This is a genomic window from Streptomyces sp. TAA040, from assembly GCF_000424845.1.
This window is the reverse complement of sequence record NZ_AUKR01000016.1, coordinates 105,786-122,782: the sequence shown is the minus strand read 5'-3', so window position 1 is coordinate 122,782 and position 16,997 is coordinate 105,786. Positions and strand designations below refer to the sequence as shown.

The window sequence follows — 16,997 nt, the reverse complement described above, 5'->3', positions numbered from 1 at the left end:
CCTGGGCGGGACCGGGAGGAGCGCGGGAAACGCCACGGTTTCCTCACAGCCGGTTCCCCGCGGGCACCGGGCGGTCCCTTGCTCCGGGCAGGAACGCAACCGCCCGGCTGCCGCCCCGGGCGCCTGCCGTGCCGTACCGGCCGGCGGTGCTCAGTCGCCGCGCAGCCGCTCCAGCTCCCGCCGGTCCCGCTTGGTGGGACGGCCCGTGCCCCGGTCCCGGCGGGCGACCGGAGCGGCGAGTTCCGGTGCCGGCGGCGGCGGGCTGTTGTCGACGTAGGCCGTCACCGCCACGCTCGCGCCGACCCGCTTGCGCACGAGCCGCGACACCACGACCACCCGTTCCAGGCCGCCCTGCCGGAGCCGCACCTCGTCGCCCGTCCTCAGCGGACGCGCGGGTTTGATCCGCTCGCCGTTGACCCGGACCTGCCCGGCACGGCAGGCTGCTGCCGCCACCGAGCGGGTCTTGGTGAGCCGGACGGACCAGATCCAGACGTCCACCCGGACGGATTCCTCGTCTGCTGCCATGGTGACGACTGTGCCACGCGCAACGCCCCGGAGGGACCGCCGGGAGGCGGCGTGCGCCCGGGCCGCGTGTCCGGTGCCGGAACGCGGGGCCCCCGACGGCGGAGGGAGCCGTGCGGCTCGCGGCCGGCGGCTCCCTCCGGGTGCGGTCGCCGACCCGCTCGGAGGGCGGGGGCGGGGACGCTCAGTCGGTCAGGCCGCGGGCCGCGCGGCGGGCCGCCCTGGCGGCGAGCCGCTCGTCGAACTTGGCGGCCTCGCTGTCCAGCCCGCCCATGTACATCCCGAGCTCCTCCTGTGCCTGGAGGCCCTCCGGGCCGAGACCGTCGATCTCCAGCACCTTGAGGTAGCGCAGCACCGGCTGGATCACGTCGTCGTGGTGGATCCGCAGGTTGTAGATGCCGCCGATGGCCATCCGCGCCGCGGCCCGCTCGAAGCCGGGCATGCCGTGTCCCGGCATCCGGAAGTTCACCACGACGTCGCGCACGGCCGACATCGTGAGGTCCGGCGCCAGCTCGAAGGCGGCCCGGAGCAGGTTCCGGTAGAAGATCATGTGCAGGTTCTCGTCGGTGGCGATACGCGCCAGCATCCGGTCGCAGACCGGGTCGCCCGACTGGTGCCCGGTGTTGCGGTGCGAGATGCGGGTCGCGAGCTCCTGGAAGGCCACGTACGCCACCGAGTGCAGCATCGAGTGGCGGTTGTCCGACTCGAAGCCCTCCGACATGTGGGCCATGCGGAAGTTCTCCAGCTCCACCGGGTCCACCGCGCGCGAGGTCAGCAGGTAGTCGCGCATGACGATGCCGTGCCGACCCTCCTCGGCCGTCCAGCGGTGCACCCAGGTGCCCCAGGCGCCGTCCCGGCCGAAGAGCGAGGCGATCTCGTGGTGGTAGCTGGGCAGGTTGTCCTCGGTCAGCAGGTTCACCACGAGCGCCGTCCGGCCGATGTCGGTGACCTTGGAGTCCCCCGGAGCCCAGGCCTCCCCGCCCAGCGGGCCGTCGAAGTTCCGGCCGTCGCTCCAGGGCACGTACTCGTGCGGCATCCAGTCCTTGGCCACCCCGAGATGCCGGTTCAGCTCCTTCTCCACGACCTCTTCGAGGGCGAGCAGCAGGCGGGCATCGGTCCACTCGTCCGTGTGGGCGCGAGGGGCGGTGGTCTGGGTCACGGGGGCTCCTGGCTCTTACGGCTGCACCTACGGGTCCGTAGGTTACGAAACCGTAGGTTACCCGCTGCCGGTCTGGCAAGGCCGGTCTCCGTCGGCTCGACAGTCGCTACGCTCCGTGATGAAGCAAGGGTACGCAAGGGGCGGGTCCGGGCACCCCGGACCCGCCGCCGAACCTCCTCAGGTGTTGCCGCGCTCCGGCCCGGCCAGGCCGGCCCGGCGGAGTGCGTCCGCCATCGCGTCGTTCGCCGGCGCCGGTGCCCGCCGCTGCTCACCGCCCCGGCCGCTCCCGCGGTTCCTCTCGTGGCCCGCGCCGCGGTTGCCGCCGCCGCGTGGCCGCACGGCGGCGGAACCCCCGCCGGTGGGTCCGCGCCCCCCGGTGGAGGCCCGGCCTTCCGCGGCCTCCGCGCCGTGCGGGTCGTCCAGGCGCAGCGTCAGCGAGATGCGCTTGCGGGGCACCTCCACGTCGAGAACCTTGACCCGGACGACGTCCCCGGGCTTCACCACCTCGCGCGGGTCCTTCACGAACGTGCGCGACATCGCGGAGACGTGCACCAGGCCGTCCTGGTGCACCCCGACGTCCACGAAGGCCCCGAACGCCGCGACGTTGGTGACCACGCCCTCCATCACCATCCCCGGAGCGAGATCCCCGATCTTCTCCACGCCGTCCAGGAAGTCGGCCGTCCGGAACGCCGGCCGGGGGTCGCGCCCCGGCTTCTCCAGCTCGCTCAGGATGTCCGTGACCGTCGGCAGCCCGAAGGTGTCGTCCACGAACTCGGCGGGCCGAAGCCGACGGAGCAGCTCGCGGTTGCCGACCAGTTCCGCCACGTCGTCCCCGGTTGTCCCGGCCATCCGCCGGACCACCGGGTAGGCCTCGGGGTGCACGCTGGACGCGTCGAGCGGGTCCTCGCCGTCCCGGATGCGTAGGAACCCGGCGCACTGCTCGTACGCCTTCGGCCCCAGCCGCGGCACGTCCCGCAGGCCCGCCCGGCTCCGGAACCGGCCGTTGCGGTCGCGATGGGCCACGATGTTCTCCGCCAGCGTCGCGCCGATGCCGGAGACCCGGGACAGTAGCGGCGCCGACGCGGTGTTGACGTCCACCCCGACCCCGTTGACGCAGTCCTCCACCACGGCGTTCAGCGAGCGGGACAGCTTCAGCTCGGAGAGGTCGTGCTGGTACTGCCCGACGCCGATCGACCGGGGGTCGATCTTGACCAGTTCCGCCAGCGGGTCCTGGAGCCGGCGGGCGATGGACACCGCACCGCGCAGCGAGACGTCCAGCTCCGGGAGCTCCTGCGAGGCGAAGGCGGAGGCCGAGTAGACCGAGGCCCCCGACTCGGAGACCATCACCTTGGTGAGGCCCAGCTCCGGCCGGGCGGCGATCAGCTCGCCGGCCAGCTTGTCCGTCTCGCGCGAGGCGGTGCCGTTCCCGATCGCGACGAGTTCCACCCCGTGCGCGGCGGCCAGCCCTGCCAGCGTGTCGAGCGACTGCTGCCACTGCTTCTGCGGCGCGTGCGGGTAGACGGTGGCCGTGGCGGTGACCTTGCCCGTCGCGTCCACCACGGCCACCTTCGTGCCGGTGCGCAGACCCGGGTCCAGGCCCATCGTGGCGCGGGTGCCGGCGGGGGCGGCGAGCAGCAGGTCGCGCAGGTTGGCGGCGAAGACGCCGACCGCGTCGTCCTCGGCGGTCTGTCGCAGCCGCAGCCGCAGGTCGATGCCCAGGTGCACCAGGAGCCGGGTGCGCCAGGCCCAGCGCACGGTGTCCGCGAGCCAGCGGTCGCCGGGGCGTCCAGCGTCCCGGAGGCCGAACCGCTCGGCGATCGCCTGTTCGTACGCCGAGGGGCCCGGCCGGTCGGCCTCGTCGGCCTCCGGGTCGAGGACGAGGTCGAGCACCTCCTCCTTCTCCCCGCGGAGCACGGCGAGCACCCGGTGCGAGGGGAGCGTGGTGAACGACTCCGAGAAGTCGAAGTAGTCGGCGAACTTCGCGCCCTGCTGCTCCTTGCCCTCGCGGACCCTGGCGACCACCCGGCCGTGCCGCCACATCCGCTCCCGCAGCTCGCCGATCAGGTCGGCGTCCTCGCCGAACCGCTCGGTCAGGATCGACCGGGCGCCGTCCAGCGCCGCCTCGGCGTCCGCGACGCCGCGCTCGGCGTCCACGAACGCGGCCGCCGCCGCCCGGGGATTCGTGCCGGGGTCGCCGAGCAGCCCGTCTGCCAGCGGTTCCAGCCCGGCCTCACGGGCGATCTGCGCCTTGGTGCGCCGCTTGGGCTTGTAGGGCAGGTAGACGTCCTCCAGGCGGGCCTTGGAGTCGGCCGCCCTGATCCGCGCCTCCAGGGCCTCGTCCAGTTTCCCCTGGTCGCGGACGGACTCCAGGACGGCCTCGCGGCGCTCCTCCAACTCCCGCAGGTAGCGCAGCCGCTCCTCCAGGGCCCGGAGCTGTACGTCGTCGAGAGTGCCGGTGGCCTCCTTGCGGTAGCGGGCGATGAACGGCACCGTCGCGCCGCCGTCGAGCAGTTCGACGGCGGCCCGGACCCGGTGCGCCTGAACGCCCAGTTCCTCGGCGATCCTGGCTTCGATGGAGACAGTTGTTGCGGTCACGCCCCGCATTGTCGCAGCAGGCGCCGACGTCGCGGGGCTCCCGCCCGGGCGTGGCCCCCTGCGGACCCGCTGCCGCTCGCGGGTCAGTCCTTGCCGATCAGGTCGGCGGGAAAGGCGCCGGCCTCCGCCGCGGCCAGGGTGAGGCCGCCCGCCAACTCGGTCAACCGCGCGACCCCCTCCGCTCCGAGGTGCTGGTAGGGGGCTCGGTCGAGCCTGTCCGTCTCGGCCTCGACCTCCCTGCGGAGGTCGGTGCCGTCCTCGGTCAGGTCGCCGCGCGTGTCGAGCAGTTCGCGCTCGCGCAGCCGGTCGGCGGCCGCGTCCCACTCCTCCGCGGTGAACCCGCGGGTGGCCAGCACCCAGCGTCGGCTCATGCCCTTCCCGGTGGCCGTGTGGCTGACCTGCGCCTCCAGCCCGGAAAGCCCCGCGCCCAGCAGCACGGCGAGGTGGCCGTCCCCGCGGTGCTCGCGCAGCAGGGTCGCCGCGTGCCACAGGGCCAGGTGCGGCTCCTCGGGCACCGGGAGGTCCGCGTGCGCCGCGTAGAGCGGCCGGGCCGGGCGTTCGCACGCCTCGGCCGCCCGGAGTGCCAACCGCGCGGCCTCGGCCACCTCCGGGGAGGAGAGCACGGGCTCGCCCAGCACCCGCCGCAGGGTGCGGTCGGCGGCCCGCAGGCGGGCGGCGAGGGCTTCCTCCGGTCCGACGATGCGCCAGGTCTCCGGCAGGTGGCGGGCGATCAGCCGGTGGGCGAAGCTGTAAAATGTCGCGGTCACGGTGCCCGGTCCGACGGCTCCCATGGCGGCGGCCCGGCCGGCGAAGTAGGCCGCACCCGTCTCGGCGACCCCCAGCTCGGCGAACTCCTCGCCCAGCTCCGGCGAGAAGTACACCGCGGAGTGCAGCGGGTTCAGGACGTTGTGGCAGCGGCGGCCGGCGCGCTCGGGCAGCGTAGTCATGGCCATAGGCTACTGATCGGTCGCTTTTCGGGTCAGGGGTGCCCCGCCGGCCGGGCGCGGCCGCCCCTGGGGAGGCCGGGGTCAGCCGTTCCAGGGGAAGGCCGGCGACCGCCCCGCCAGGAAGGCCGCCACCCCCTCCGCCGTCTCCCCGCTCCTGATCCCCTCGGCCGTCCAGCGGGCGTGCCGCTCCGCGTCGCGTGCCGGGTCCGAGGCGGTGTCGGCGAACGCCTTCGCCGCCGTCTGCGTCAGTCGCGAGCGGGACGCCAGCACCGCCGTGTACCGCGCCACCCGCTCGTCCAGGTCCGACCCGTCGTGCACCTCGTCGACCAGGCCGCCGCGCAGCGCGCGGTCGGTGCCGACGAGTTCCGCGGAGAAGAGCAGGTGCTTGGCGGTGGCCGGGCCGACCAGCGCGACAAGGCGCCGGGTGGCGGAGGGCGGGTAGACGATGCCGAGCTTCGCCGGGGTGATCCCCAGCAGGGCGTCCCGGGCCGCGAACCGCAGGTCGCAGGCCACCGCGAGCTGGCAGCCGCCGCCGACGCAGTGGCCGCGCAGCACGGCCAGCGTGGGGCGGGGGAAGGCGGCCAGCGCGTCCTCCGCGGCGACCGCGAGGGCCCGCGGCCCGCCGTCCGGCGGCGTCTCGCCGCGGAGGCTGCCGATGTCCGCTCCGGCGCAGAACGTCCCACCGGCGCCGGTGAGCACCAGGACCCGGACCTCCCGGTCCCCGGCCAGCCGGTCCAGCAGGACGGGGAGGTCCCGCCACATGGATACGGTCATCGCGTTGCGTTTCGCCCGATTGCGGAGGGTGAGCGTGGCCACGCCGTCGGCGACCGCGCAGTCCAGACCGGGTTCGGAGGATGCCATAGGCGTGATGCTATGGGCCGCGGCCCCGCGGCCCGGCGCCACCTGCCCGTCACGGGCCCGCGCGGACCCCGGACGGCTTCCCCCGGGGGCGCGCCGCACCGCCGGCGGGCAGAGTGGGAGAGAAGCCGCCGGGCGGGTACCCGCCGCCCGGATGCCGGCGCGACCGGTCGGGAGGTCGAGGGTGCGGCCCCGGCGCCCGCGGGCGACAGCAGAAGGAGTCATCATGATCGGACGCTCCGACAAGGGCACCTCCCCCGCACCGGAGGCCGAGCTGAACCGGAGCCTGGGCCGCCTCACCGCCCTGGGGGCGGTCCTGGTGGTGGCGGGGCTGGTCGGCCTCGTCTACGTGGGAGTGGCGACGCTGACCTCGGTCCTCCTCTTCGGTTGGCTGCTCCTGGTGGGCGGCGTGGTGGCACTGCTGCACGCGGTGCAGTCGCGCCGCTCGCACTACTTCTGGCTCGGGCTGATCGTGGGGGCGCTGTACGTGGCGGCCGGCGTGGTGGTCGTGCGCTTCCCCGGGACGAGCGCGGAGGGCCTGACGCTGTTCGCCGCACTGCTCTTCCTCACCGGTGGCGTGTTCCGCCTGGTCGGCGGCGCGGTGGCGCGCGGCCAGCAGATGGTCTGGACGCTCGTGCAGGGCGTGTTCGGCATCCTGCTGGGCGTCCTGGTTCTGGCCGACTGGCCGGAGAGCTCGCTGTACGTCCTCGGTTCGTTCTTCTCGCTGGCGCTCCTCTTCGACGGTCTGGGGCTGGTGGCCTCGGGGATGGGCGGGCGCCAGTTGGTCGGCATGGTCGCGGAGGAGCGGGACCGGGCGGAACAGCAGCGGACCGCCGGAGTGCGGCCTGACGGTCGGGCCTCCGGCGGGGGCGACGCGCGGCGAGGGGACGGAGAGGGCCGAGGGAGCGAACAGAAGCAGTCGAAGGATAAGCATTTCGGTCAGTAGTGAATTCGATCGGTTTCGAGGTGCCGAATATCGGTCAGCGGCTGTCCGTGGCTCGGTACGTACCAACACTCGGAGTGGTAGGCGGTGTGTCAGCAACGGCTGAGCCACGAGGTCGGCCACGAAGCAGAGGGACGATGCCGGTGACCATGGAGAGCCGCGGGAGCGCACTGCCCGAGCCGCCGACGACCGCGGTACCCGCGGAGTACGGTGGCACCTGGCGTTTCAGCGCTCCCACCGCGGACGCCTCGGTGCCGCAGGCCCGGAAGGCCGTTCGGGACCTGATCCGCCGCCGCAGAGCCCCGGTGCCCGACGAGCTGCTGCACAGCATCCTGCTGATCGTCTCCGAGCTGGTGACCAACGCCGTCCGGCACGCCGCGCTGCTCTCGCCGGAGGTCGGTGTCGAAGTCTCGCTGGGAGCGGGCTGGGTCTGGGTGTCGGTGGAGGACGACCACCCCTACCGGCCCAAGGCGCTGGCCGCGGACCCGGATCGGGAGCACACCGGTGGACGCGGCCTGCTCCTGGTGAAGTCCGTCGTCGCCGAGGCCGGCGGCTCCTGCGACGTGGAGCAGACCGCGTCCGGGGGCAAGGTCATCCGGGTCGCGCTCCCGCTGCCCCTGCTCACCTGACGGGCACCACCTGTTCAGGCGGCACGGCTACCAGCCGGCCGCGGTGCCGGTGACGGCGCGAATCCCCGGCCGGGCCGCGTCGAGCACCGTCATGAACCAGGCGGAGAAGTTCCCGTCCGCGTGCCGCTTCGCCAGTTCCTCGGGGGTCACGAAGGCCGTCTCGCCGATCTCCGCCGGGTCCGGACGCAGGGGGGCGTCCACCTCGCCGGTGAACAGGTGGTTGTACTCCCGCTCGACGAGGCCGGACGCCGGGTCGGGGTGGTGGTAGCTCACAGTGCCGGCCGCGCGCAGAAGTGCGGGGGAGACGCCCAGCTCCTCGCCGACGCGCCGGGCCGCCGCGGCGAACGGCGGCTCGTCCGGGTAGGGGTGCCCGCAGCAGGTGTTCGACCAGACGCCGGGGGAGTGGTACTTTCCCGCAGCTCGCCGCTGGAGCAGGAGCCGGCCGCGGTCGTCGAAGAGGAAGACGGAGAAGGCCCGGTGCAGCCGGCCCGGGGGCCGGTGCGCGGAGAGCTTCTCCGCGGTGCCGATCGTCGTTCCCTGCTCATCGACCAGTTCGAGCATGATCGGTTCCGCCGGAGTGTGTGCCATGTCCATCCTCTGCCTCGCTGACTGTCCAGTGTGCCCTGCCCCGATCAGGGGCAGACTTTGGCCTCGTGCTGAGCATGTCCGTGCGGCTCGAGTTGGAACGTGCAGTGCTCCACGTCAAAATGTTCGCCCAAGCACGTCCGGAGGTCGCGCAGGACCCGTTCGTGGCCGACTCCGTCCAGCACCTCCCGGCTCACCACCACATGGACGGAGAGCACCGGCATCCCGGACGTGATGGTCCAGATGTGCAGGTCGTGCAGGTCCTCGACACCAGGCACCCCCAGCAGGTGGCGCCGCACCTCGGCGACGTCGACGTCCTTGGGCGCGGCCTCCAGCAGGACGTCCAGTGCCTCCTTCGCCAGCTTCACGGTCCGGGGGACGATCATGAGGGCGATCACCAGGGAGGCGGCCGGGTCGGCCCGGTCCCAGCCGGTGAGCATGATCACCAGCGCCGCGATCACCACCGCGAACGAGCCCAGGGCATCGGCGAGCACTTCGAGGAAGGCGCCCCGGACGTTCAGGCTCTCCTTCTGCCCGCGCAGCAGCAGCGACAGCGAGACGCCGTTGAGCAGCAGCCCGAGCAGGCCGAAGAGGACGGTCGGCCCGCCGGGCACCTCGGCCGGGTGCCGGAAGCGCTCGATCGCCTCGAAGAGGATGTAACCGCCCACTCCGAGCAGCAGCACGCAGTTGAGCAGCGCGGCGAGGATCTCGACCCGGGCCACCCCGAAGGTCCGCCGTTCGCTGGTGGGACGGTTCGCGAAGTGGATCGCGGTCAGTGCCATCCCGATGCCGATGACATCGGTGGCCACGTGCCCGGCGTCCGCCAGCAGGGCCAGCGAACCGGTCAGCCAGGCGCCGACGAGTTCGGTCACCAGCAGCAGCAGCGCGATGCCGAGGGTGATCCTCAGCCGCCCCCGGTACGCCGCCGCCGCGGTGCCGGTGGTCCCTGGAGGAGGCCCGCCGTGATCATGCCCGGCACCCATGGTCCCCGCCTTTCCGTGTCGGGCCCGAGGCCCTGGAAGTGAATGGTGCGATTGTCTGCCGACCCGCCCAGTGAACTACCTGGAGGGGGTATCTGCAACGCGGCACTGAACACCGTTGTCGTGTGCTTTGAGCTGGGGTTTCGTCCCGCTGGTCAGCGCTGCGGCACGCTCCCGCGCCACCGCGCGCGACGCCGTATCGAACCGGCCCGCCGCCCCGCCCGCCCGCGGTCCGGCCGCCCTGCCCGGGGCGACGCCCGACGCGGGCCCCGAGGCGGTCGACGGCCCGCAAGCGGGCAGCGGTGAACACACGGTGAATGCTCCCTCCCGGCGATCCGATAACCTCAGCCGACGTGCAGCCCCCCTGCCGGGGCCGGGCGCACCCTTCCCGCTGCCCTGTCCGCTCCGCGGAGCGGTGGCCCCGACTTGCCCAAGGAGTGAGTTCGACTGACGATCGCCATCCTCACCGGACCGACGGCCGACGGCTCGCCGCTGGAGAGCGACCTGCGGACTCTGGGGTGCACCGTGCGCATCGCCTCGGACGGAGAACACGCGGCGGAACTGCTCGCCTCGCTGCCCGCGGGGGAGCGCGCCGCACTGGTGGACCCGCGTTTCGTCGGCCATCAGCACAGTCTGCGACTCGTGCTCGCCGATCCGCGGTTCCCAGCCTCCGCCGTGTCGGGCGCGGTGGTCGCCGACCCCTCCCGCCGCTCCGCGCTCCTCGGCGCGCTCCGGGGGACGCTCCGGCCGGAGGCCGCGCCGTCCGCGCCCCGTGCGCCGGACCGCGCGTCCGCCGGGCCGCCCCGGGACGGCGCGCCCCGCCACAGCGCGCCGCACCCCGACGCGGCGGCCGCGGCGATGGAGGTCGCGGGGGTGCCGGTGCACCGGCCCGACCTGGGCGTGCTGGTGGCACGGGTACCCGCCGACGGGACGCAGCGGGACGAGGCCCTGCGTGCGGTGGCCGCCGTCGACGAGGAGGCGGTACGCCTGCGCACCGCGGTGAAACCGCGGGACGGCTTCTTCACCACCCACTGCGTCAGCCCGTACTCCCGCCACCTCGCCCGCTGGTGCGCCCGGCGCGGACTGACGCCCAACCAGGTCACCACCGCCTCGCTGCTGACCGCGCTGATCGCCGCCGGCTGCGCGGCCACCGGCACCCGCGGCGGCTTCGTCGCCGCGGGTGCGCTGCTGCTCGCCTCCTTCGTGCTGGACTGCGCCGACGGCCAGTTGGCCCGCTACGCCCTCAAGTACTCGACACTCGGGGCCTGGCTGGACGCGACCTTCGACCGGGCCAAGGAGTACGCCTACTACGCCGGCCTGGCGCTCGGCGCCGCCCGCGGCGGGGACGACGTATGGGCGCTGGCGCTGGGGGCGATGGTGCTCCAGACAGTGCGTCACATGGTGGACTTCGCCTTCAACGAGTCGCACCGGCCCGCCCTCGCCGCCAACGCGTCATCCCGCGCCGCCACCTCGCTCTCCGGCCGGCTCGACAGCGTGGCCTGGACGGTGTGGGCGCGGCGGATGGTCGTGCTGCCGATCGGGGAGCGCTGGGCGCTGATCGCCGTGCTCACCGCGTTCACCACTCCGCGCACGACCTTCGTGGTGCTCCTCGCCGGTTGCGCGCTGGCCGCCTGCTACACCACGGCCGGCCGGCTCCTGCGCTCCGCCCGCGGTGCCGCGGCCGAGCCCGCGGCCGGCCGCTCCCTCGCCGAACTCGCCGACAGCGGCCCGCTCGCCGCGGGCGCGGCCCGGCTGCTGCCCGGCGGCGCGGCGCCCGCGGCCGCCGCCGCGGGCGCCGCACTGGTGCTCGCCACCGCCGCCTGGGCGCCCGCCGGAAGCTGGTGGCCGGTGCTCGCCGCCACCGGCTACGCGCTGCTCAGCGGGTGGGCGGTCGCGGGCCACCTCACCGGGCCGTTCGACTGGCTGGTGCCGCCGATCCTGCGCACCGCGGAGTACTCCGCGGTGCTGATCCTGGCTGCCCGCGCCGAGATGAACGGAGTATTGCCCGCTGCTTTCGGGCTGGTGGCAGCAGTCGCCTACCATCACTACGACACGGTGTACCGCATCCGCGGCGGCACCGGTGCTCCTCCGCGTTCGCTGGTGTTCGCCATCGGCGGGCACGAGGGACGGGTCCTGGTGGTCACAGTCCTCGCCGCGGCGTGGCTGGGCGCAGCATCCCTCACCATCGCGCTGGCCGCCCTCGCCGGGCTGCTGGCGTGCGCGGTGCTCGTGGAGAGCATCCGCTTCTGGGTGTCCTCACAAGCACCCGCCGTACACGACGAAACAGGAGAACCCGCATGATCGGCCTCGTGCTCGCCGCCGGCGCCGGACGGCGTCTGCGCCCCTACACCGACACCCTGCCCAAGGCACTGGTGCCGGTCGACGGGGACACCACCGTCCTGGACCTGACCCTGGCCAACTTCCGTGAGGTCGGCCTCACCGAGGTCGCGGTGGTGGTGGGCTACCGCAAGGAGGCCGTCTACGCGCGCAAGGAGGAGCTGGAGCGCACCTACGGCCTCACGCTCACCCTGATCGACAACGACAAGGCCGAGGAGTGGAACAACGCCTACTCCCTGTGGTGCGCGCGGGACGCCGTCGCGGATGGCGTCATCCTCGCCAACGGCGACACCGTGCACCCCGTCTCCGTGGAGCGGACGCTGCTGGACGCCCGCGGCGAGGGACGGAAGATCATCCTCGCCCTCGACACGGTCAAGCCGCTGGCCGACGAGGAGATGAAGGTCGTGGCGGACCCCGAGAAGGGCGTGCGCCGGATCACCAAGCTGATGGACCCCGCCGAGGCCACCGGCGAGTACATCGGCGTCACGCTGATCGAGGGCTCCGCCGCCGGCGACCTCGCCGACGCGCTCCGGGCCACCTTCGAGCGCGACCCCGACCTCTACTACGAGGACGGCTACCAGGAGCTGGTCAACCGCGGCTTCACCATCGACGTCGCGCCGATCGGCGACGTCAAGTGGGTCGAGATCGACAACCACGACGACCTCGAGAAGGGCCGGGGAATCGCGTGCCAGTACTGACCCGGCTGATCCCGTCGCCGCTGACGGTCGACATCAGGCGCGGGGCCCTGGACGATCTGGCCGGGCTGCTCGCCGACCAGCGGATCTCCCCCGGGGGGCGGCTCGCGGTGGCGATCAGCGGCGGTTCCGGGCAGGCGCTGCGCGAGCGGCTCGCGCCGGCGCTGCCCGGAGCCCAGTGGTTCGACGCGGCCGACGGCACCATCGACGGCGCCGTCCGGCTGGCGGACGAGATCAAGCGCTCCGGCCGCTACGACGCGGTGGTGGGCCTCGGTGGCGGCAAGGTGATCGACTCGGCCAAGTACGCGGCGGCCCGGGTCGGGCTGCCGATGGTCGCCGTGGCGACCAACCTGGCCAACGACGGCCTCTGCTCGCCCGTCTCCACGCTCGACAACGACGCCGGCCGCGGTTCGTACGGGGTGCCCAACCCGATCGCCATCGTGATCGACCTCGACGTGATCCGCCGGGCCCCGGTGCGGTACGTGCGGGCCGGGATCGGCGACGCGATGAGCAACCTCTCCGCCGTCGCGGACTGGGAGCTCTCCCACCGCGAGACCGGGGAGGCCTTCGAGGGCCTGGCGGCCGCCATGGCCCGCAGTGCCGGTGACTCGGTGCTGCGCCATCCCGGCAGCATCGAGGACGACGATTTCCTCGTCATCCTCGCCGAGGCGCTGGTGCTCACCGGGATCTCGATGTCCATCGCCGGTGACAGCCGGCCGGCCTCGGGCGCCTGCCACGAGATCTGCCACGCGCTCGACCTCCTCTACCCCAAGCGTTCGGCCCTGCACGGTGAACAGTGCGGCCTCGGCGCGGCCTTCGCGATGCACCTGCGCGGGGCGCACGCCGAGTCCGCGCTGATGACGCGGGTGCTCCAGCGGCACAGCCTGCCGGTGCTGCCCGGCCAGATCGGTTTCAGCGACGAGGAGTTCGTCCGCGCGCTGGCCTACGCCCCGGAGACCCGCCCCGGCCGCTACACCATCCTCGAGCACCTGGACCTGTCCACCGACCAGATCAGGGACGCGTACGCCGACTATGCAAAAACCGTCAGTAGCTGAACTCCGGCCGGTCGTGCACCCCGACGGGGTCAAGGACCGGCGCAGCGGCGAGCACTGGGCCGGCCGTCTCTACATGCGCGAGATCTCGCTGCGCTGTGACCGGTACCTGGTGAACACCAGGATCAGCCCCAACCAGCTCACCCACCTGATGATCGTGGCCGGCGCGGCGGCCGGCGCGGCCCTGTTGGTGCCGGGACTGGCCGGCGCCCTGCTCGGCGTCCTGCTGATCCAGCTCTACCTGCTGCTGGACTGCGTCGACGGCGAGATCGCGCGGTGGCGGAAGCAGACGTCCATCACCGGCGTCTACCTGGACCGGGTGGGGCACTACCTCTGCGAGGCGGTGCTGCTGGTCGGCTTCGGCCTCCGGGCCGCCGACCTCTTCCACCGGGAGAGCGACGGCACCCAGTGGCAGTGGGCGTTCCTCGGCACGGTGGCCGCGCTCGGCGCCATCCTGATCAAGGCCGAGACGGACCTCGTGGACGTGGCACGGGCCCGCAGCGGGCTCCCCGCCGTGCGGGACGAGGCCGCGACTCCGCGCTCCTCGGGCCTCGCGGTGGCCCGGCGGGCGGCGGCGGCCCTGAAGTTCCACCGTTTGGTCGGCGGGGTCGAGGCCTCGCTGCTCATCCTGGTCGTCGCGGTCGCGGACATGGTCGCCGGCGGACTGTTCTTCACCCGGCTGGGCGTGGCGGTGCTCGCCGCCATCGCCGTCCTCCAGACGGTGCTCCACCTGGTGTCCGTCCTGGCCTCCAGCAGGCTGCGGTGACCGCCCCCCCGGTGCGGGTCGGTGCGGTCGTGCTGACCATGGGCAACCGGCCCGAGGAACTGCGGGCCCTGCTCGACTCGGTCGCCGGGCAGGACGGCGACCCCGTCGAGGTGGTCGTGGTCGGCAACGGTGCGCCGCTGCCCGAGCTGCCGAAGCCGCCCGGGGGGCTTCGCACGGTCGAACTGCCGGAGAACCTCGGCATCCCGGGCGGCCGGAACGTCGGCATCGAGGCGTTCGGGCCGGGCGGCACCGAGGTGGACGTGCTCCTCTTCCTCGACGACGACGGGCTGCTGCCGGCCACCGACACCGCGGAGCTGTGCCGGCAGGCCTTCGCCGCCGATCCGGAGCTGGGCATCATCAGCTTCCGCATCGCCGACCCGGACACGGGGGAGACCCAGCGCCGGCACGTGCCCAGGCTGCGGGCCGCCGACCCGCTGCGCTCCTCCCCGGTGACCACCTTCCTCGGCGGTGCCAACGCGGTCCGCACCGCGGTGCTCGCCGAGGTGGGAGGGCTGCCGGGGGAGTTCTTCTACGCCCACGAGGAGACCGACCTCGCCTGGCGGGCGCTGGACGCCGGCTGGGGCATCGACTACCGGGCCGACATGGTGCTGCACCACCCCACCACCGCACCCTCCCGGCACGCGGTCTACCACCGGATGGTCGCCCGGAACCGGGTGTGGCTGGCGCGCCGCCGGCTGCCCGCACTGCTGGTGCCCGTCTACCTGGCCACCTGGCTGCTGCTCACGCTCGCCCGCCGCCCGTCCCGGGCCGCGCTGCGCGCGTGGATGGGCGGGTTCCGCGAGGGCTGGGCCACCCCCTGCGGTCCACGCCGGCCCATGAAGTGGCGTACGGTGTGGCGCATGACCAGGTTGGGTCGCCCTCCGGTCGTCTGACACGCCGGGTCTGAGAAAATCAGCATCCGAGCCCCTGCAGAGTGAGGACGAAAGTTTCCACGTGAGCGAGTCCACGCACGACGGTGCGGTCGCCTTGAACCCCCGCCCCTCTCCCGACGACGGCCCGTCCCCGGCCGAACTCGCGGCCGCACACGGCCTGACGGTGAGCGGAGCCCGGCCCTCCCTGCCCGCCTACGTGCGGCAGTTGTGGAGCCGGCGGCACTTCATCCTGACGTTCTCCCGAGCCAAGCTGCACGCCCAGTACAGCCAGGCGAAGCTCGGGCAGGTGTGGCAGGTCGCCACGCCGCTGCTGAACGCCTTCGTCTACTTCCTGATCTTCGGCCTCATCCTCGGGGCCAGGGGCGGAGTCCCCGGAGGCGAGCACAACTACATCCCGTTCCTGGTGATCGGGGTCTTCGTCTTCACCTTCACCCAGCAGTCGGTCCTCTCCGGCGTCCGGTCGATCTCCGGGAACCTGGGCCTGGTGCGGGCACTGCACTTCCCCCGGGCCTCGCTGCCCATCTCCTTCTCGCTCCAGCAGCTCCAGCAGCTGCTGTACTCGATGATCGTGCTGCTGGTGATCCTGCTCGGGTTCCGGCAGATCCCCCACTGGTCCTGGCTGCTGGTGCTCCCGGTGCTCACGCTCCAGTTCGTGTTCAACACCGGGCTCGCCCTGGTGATGGCCCGGCTCGGCAGCAAGACACCGGACCTCGCGCAGCTGATGCCCTTCGTGCTGCGCACCTGGATGTACGCCTCCGGCGTGATGTTCCCGCTGCACTACATGATGACGACCCGGGCCGGTGCTCCCGAGTGGCTCGCCGACCTGATCGCCATGAACCCGGCCGCGGTCTACATGGACCTGATGCGCTTGGCGCTCATCGAGGACTACTCCATGGCCGACCTGCCCCCCTACGTCTGGGCGCTGGCCTGCGGCTGGGCCCTGCTGGCCGGACTGTTCGGCTTCGTGTACTTCTGGAAGGCGGAGGAGCGTTATGGCCGTGGCTGAGACCCCCAGCATCGCCGGCACCGCGACGCAGGCCGACCGCGTCCCCACCGTGATCGCCGACGACGTGCACATCGTCTACCGCGTCTACGGCGGCAACCGCGGCAAGGGCAGCGCGGTCTCGGCGATGAGCCGGATGCTGCGCCGCCGCCCCGGCAACCGGGTGCGCGAGGTGCACGCGGTCAAGGGCGTCAGCTTCACCTCCCACCGGGGCGAGGCGATCGGCCTGATCGGCTCGAACGGCTCCGGCAAGTCGACCCTGCTGCGGGCGATCGCCGGTCTGCTGCCGCCCGAGCGGGGCAAGGTCTACACCAACGGGCAGCCCTCGCTGCTCGGGGTGAACGCCGCCCTGATGAACGACCTCACCGGCGAGCGGAACATCGTGCTCGGTGCCCTGGCGATGGGCATGTCGCCGCTGCAGATCCGCGAGCGCTACCAGGACATCGTCGACTTCTCCGGGATCAACGAGAAGGGCGACTTCATCACGCTGCCGATGCGCACCTACTCGTCCGGGATGTCGGCCCGGCTCCGCTTCTCCATCGCGGCGGCCAAGGACCACGACGTCCTGATGATCGACGAGGCGCTGGCCACCGGCGACAAGAAGTTCCAGCGCCGCTCCGAGGGCAGGATCCGGGAGTTGAGGGAGCAGGCCGGCACCGTCTTCCTGGTCAGCCACAACAACAAGTCGATCCGCGACACCTGCGAACGGGTGCTGTGGCTGGAGCACGGGGCGCTGCGGATGGACGGCCCCACCGCGGACGTGCTCAAGGAGTACGAGAAGTTCACCGGTAAGTGACCGGCCGCGCCGCGCAGTCGAGCGCGGCGCGACCGATCCGGTTGTGAAGGGTCACCGAGGCCTCCGCCGTGTGCGGGGGCCTCGGCGCGTGTGTGGCAGGCCACACCCTGCCCCACCCCCCGCGAGCGCCCCGCCGCGTAGAATGGACGTGTGTCTGATTAGTCACGGTGTGTCACTTATCTGACGGTTCGGGCTCCCGGTGTAGAAACGGAGATATGGCAGCGATGGCTTCGGGCA

Annotated in this window: 16 protein-coding genes; 9 read left to right on the top strand and 7 right to left on the bottom strand. The window is 73.0% G+C overall.

The window, feature by feature from the left end:
• Positions 1–150: 150 nt before the first annotated feature.
• From H300_RS32485 to H300_RS0115960, 5 genes are all read right to left on the bottom strand, one after another.
• Positions 151–525 (bottom strand): S4 domain-containing protein, encoded by a 375-nt coding sequence (locus tag H300_RS32485; RefSeq protein ID WP_078516047.1) that lies wholly within the window; start codon positions 523–525, stop codon positions 151–153.
• Positions 526–706: 181 nt separating this feature from the next.
• Positions 707–1,681, bottom strand: a complete 975-nt coding sequence (locus H300_RS0115975; RefSeq protein ID WP_028428236.1) for an acyl-ACP desaturase — start codon at positions 1,679–1,681, stop codon at positions 707–709.
• Positions 1,682–1,858: 177 nt separating this feature from the next.
• Positions 1,859–4,276, bottom strand: coding sequence for a Tex-like N-terminal domain-containing protein (locus H300_RS0115970; RefSeq protein ID WP_028428235.1), 2,418 nt, complete (start codon positions 4,274–4,276; stop codon positions 1,859–1,861).
• Positions 4,277–4,359: 83 nt separating this feature from the next.
• Entirely contained in the window at positions 4,360–5,223 is an 864-nt protein-coding gene (locus H300_RS0115965) for an SCO6745 family protein (protein ID WP_028428234.1), read from the bottom strand.
• 81 nt (positions 5,224–5,304) lie between these two features.
• The gene (locus tag H300_RS0115960; RefSeq protein WP_028428233.1) at positions 5,305–6,084 is read right to left on the bottom strand and encodes an enoyl-CoA hydratase/isomerase family protein; all 780 of its coding nucleotides are present in this window, start codon (positions 6,082–6,084) and stop codon (positions 5,305–5,307) included.
• Positions 6,085–6,307: 223 nt separating this feature from the next.
• Between H300_RS0115960 and H300_RS27215 the strand changes: the two genes are divergently transcribed.
• On the top strand, positions 6,308–7,027 hold the full coding sequence (locus H300_RS27215; protein ID WP_078516046.1) for an HdeD family acid-resistance protein: 720 nt from the start codon (positions 6,308–6,310) through the stop codon (positions 7,025–7,027).
• A 146-nt stretch (positions 7,028–7,173) separates the two neighbouring features.
• Positions 7,174–7,653: an ATP-binding protein gene (locus H300_RS0115950; protein ID WP_028428232.1), complete on the top strand. Its 480-nt coding sequence runs from the start codon at positions 7,174–7,176 to the stop codon at positions 7,651–7,653.
• Positions 7,654–7,680: 27 nt separating this feature from the next.
• Here the strand turns inward: H300_RS0115950 and idi are convergent, their stop codons facing one another.
• Together idi and H300_RS0115940 are read right to left on the bottom strand one after the other, a co-directional pair.
• Positions 7,681–8,241 (bottom strand): isopentenyl-diphosphate Delta-isomerase, encoded by a 561-nt coding sequence (gene idi / locus H300_RS0115945; RefSeq protein ID WP_051270098.1) that lies wholly within the window; start codon positions 8,239–8,241, stop codon positions 7,681–7,683.
• A gap of 44 nt (positions 8,242–8,285) precedes the next feature.
• Positions 8,286–9,221: a cation diffusion facilitator family transporter gene (locus H300_RS0115940; RefSeq protein WP_028428230.1), complete on the bottom strand. Its 936-nt coding sequence runs from the start codon at positions 9,219–9,221 to the stop codon at positions 8,286–8,288.
• A gap of 444 nt (positions 9,222–9,665) precedes the next feature.
• On the opposite strand from H300_RS0115940, the gene H300_RS0115935 reads away from it, so the two are divergent.
• The 7 genes from H300_RS0115935 to H300_RS0115905 all read left to right on the top strand — a co-directional run bounded on the left by H300_RS0115935 (position 9,666) and on the right by H300_RS0115905 (position 16,760).
• Complete coding sequence (locus H300_RS0115935; RefSeq protein ID WP_078516045.1) at positions 9,666–11,519, top strand: CDP-alcohol phosphatidyltransferase family protein; 1,854 nt, start codon at positions 9,666–9,668, stop codon at positions 11,517–11,519.
• On the top strand, positions 11,516–12,253 hold the full coding sequence (locus H300_RS0115930; protein WP_028428228.1) for a phosphocholine cytidylyltransferase family protein: 738 nt from the start codon (positions 11,516–11,518) through the stop codon (positions 12,251–12,253). The genes H300_RS0115935 and H300_RS0115930 overlap by 4 nt, the downstream gene beginning before the upstream one ends.
• Positions 12,241–13,305: an iron-containing alcohol dehydrogenase family protein gene (locus tag H300_RS0115925; RefSeq protein WP_028428227.1), complete on the top strand. Its 1,065-nt coding sequence runs from the start codon at positions 12,241–12,243 to the stop codon at positions 13,303–13,305. The genes H300_RS0115930 and H300_RS0115925 overlap by 13 nt, the downstream gene beginning before the upstream one ends.
• Positions 13,283–14,068 (top strand): CDP-alcohol phosphatidyltransferase family protein, encoded by a 786-nt coding sequence (locus tag H300_RS0115920; protein WP_078516044.1) that lies wholly within the window; start codon positions 13,283–13,285, stop codon positions 14,066–14,068. The genes H300_RS0115925 and H300_RS0115920 overlap by 23 nt, the downstream gene beginning before the upstream one ends.
• 11 nt (positions 14,069–14,079) lie before the next feature.
• Complete coding sequence (locus H300_RS0115915) at positions 14,080–14,961, top strand: glycosyltransferase (protein ID WP_028428225.1); 882 nt, start codon at positions 14,080–14,082, stop codon at positions 14,959–14,961.
• A 61-nt stretch (positions 14,962–15,022) separates the two neighbouring features.
• On the top strand, positions 15,023–15,967 hold the full coding sequence (locus tag H300_RS0115910) for an ABC transporter permease (RefSeq protein ID WP_028428224.1): 945 nt from the start codon (positions 15,023–15,025) through the stop codon (positions 15,965–15,967).
• Positions 15,954–16,760 (top strand): ABC transporter ATP-binding protein, encoded by an 807-nt coding sequence (locus H300_RS0115905; protein ID WP_051270097.1) that lies wholly within the window; start codon positions 15,954–15,956, stop codon positions 16,758–16,760. The genes H300_RS0115910 and H300_RS0115905 overlap by 14 nt, the downstream gene beginning before the upstream one ends.
• Positions 16,761–16,997: the final 237 nt, after the last annotated feature.